This is a genomic window from Leifsonia sp. SIMBA_070 (assembly GCF_046534635.1).
Lineage (GTDB): Bacteria > Actinomycetota > Actinomycetes > Actinomycetales > Microbacteriaceae > Leifsonia.
Map to the genome: position 1 here is coordinate 1 of NZ_JAWRYK010000990.1, position 233 is coordinate 233.

The following is a 233-nucleotide window of genomic DNA, read 5'->3' on the forward strand; positions in this document are numbered from 1 at the left end:
TCCCGAGGTCCAGGGGATCCACGGTTGTCGTCTCCACGGCCCCTCCGCGGACTTCCCAGACCGTGGACACGCCCGTCGTCGTCATCTCGTCGAGTCCGTCCTCCCCGCGGAACACCAGCGCGCGTACTCCGCGCGCGGCCAGGACGCCGGCGATCAGCGGGGCCAGCCGGGGATCGGCCACGCCGATCGCCGATGCTGCGGGCCGGGCCGGATTGGTCAGCGGACCCATGAAG

Annotated in this window: 1 pseudogene; it reads right to left on the reverse strand. The window is 72.5% G+C overall.

From position 1 onward, the window contains the following. Positions 1–233 (reverse strand): annotated as a pseudogene (locus tag SB754_RS23130) (anthranilate phosphoribosyltransferase); the annotation flags it as partial.